The sequence below is a fragment of the Bartonella queenslandensis AUST/NH15 genome, assembly GCF_000312585.1.
In the GTDB taxonomy this organism is placed as follows: Bacteria; Pseudomonadota; Alphaproteobacteria; order Rhizobiales; family Rhizobiaceae; genus Bartonella; species Bartonella queenslandensis_A.
On record NZ_HE997981.1, the window covers coordinates 9,206 to 10,592 of the forward strand.

The 1,387-nt window shown below is 42.6% G+C and carries 1 protein-coding gene; it reads left to right on the plus strand.

Annotation, left to right across the window (positions count from 1 at the left end):
* A partial coding sequence (locus tag BN338_RS01675; protein ID WP_083868416.1) for a site-specific DNA-methyltransferase occupies window positions 1-1,387 on the plus strand: 1,387 nt, incomplete at both ends.

Consider the following 1,387-nt stretch of genomic DNA (forward strand, 5'->3'; position numbering starts at 1 on the left):
CCCGCCTTATAATACCGGCAACGCTTTTGAGCATTATGATGACGGCCTAGAGCACTCGACGTGGCTATCGCTTATGCGCGACCGGTTAGAGCTTTTATGGCCATTGCTCAAAGAGGATGGTTATTTAGCAATCCAGATCGATGATAACCAATATGCGCGCCTATATGTCTTAATGTGTGAACTATTTGGTGAATCTAAGCTGAAAACAATATGCGTTAAAATGAGTGAAGCGACAGGAGTCAAAATGGCCTCTGTTAATAGGAGCGGCGGCTTAGCAAAGCTAAAAGAGTATATCATATTAGCAGGCAAATCAGGAATAAAAAATTTAAAAGTTGAGAAAATACCCAAAGAAAATTGGGACTACGAATACAAGACGTACATTCACGGCGCTTCAAAAGAAGATTTAGAGTTTATTAAAAAAGTAATGGAAGACGAGTATAGGTCGCAGGGGGATCTTGAAAAAATAGATCATGTACTCTCTAATATTTCTTTTGAAAATATGGCAGACATTTGTAAAAAAGAAACAGGAAAAAAGCCAGATACAGACTGGCTATACGAAAATGCATGGAGGCTAGTCCAGTTTGCGACCTTAACAGGCGGCGCTAAGCATATCGCGATTGAGAAAAAGCTTAGCTGTAAAAGCGGTACACCAGCGTTTTCTATAACTACGCCAAGAAATAAAATGTACCTTATTAAAGGAAACTTTAATCATGAGACTGAATTGCCACGCTGTAAACTCTTATTCGCAGACCAGTATCTCACTGTCCACCCCGGAGATTTTTGGAGCGACATCAAAACTACTGGACTAGATAATGAGGGCGGCATTGAATTTAAAAACGGTAAAAAACCCGAAAAACTGATAAAACGAATTTTAACAATGTGCTCGGACCCTGGGGATTTAGTGTTAGATTCCTTTAGCGGTTCTGGTACTACTGGTGCAGTCGCTCATAAATTAGGTCGCAAATGGATTATGGTTGAGCTAAGAGAACAATGCCATACCCACATCATTCCACGTTTGCAAAAAGTCATCGATGGCACAGATCAAGGCGGTATATCCAAAGCAGTGAATTGGCAAGGTGGCGGTGGGTTCCGCTATTATCGCCTAGCGCCTTCTATGCTGGAAAAAGACCAATGGGGCAATTGGGTCATCAGCAAGGAATATAATGCCGCCATGCTCGCTGAAGCCATGTGCAAACATATGGGCTTTACCTACGCACCAGATGAAAGCCACTATTGGATGCAGGGATACTCCACGGAAACAGATTTCATCTATGTCACAACCAACGCGCTCACGCATGAGCAATTGCGCGCGATCAGTGAAGAAGTTGGCCCCAACCGCACGCTACTTATTTGCTGCAAGGCTTTTAACGCTAAAGCAGATGCTTTT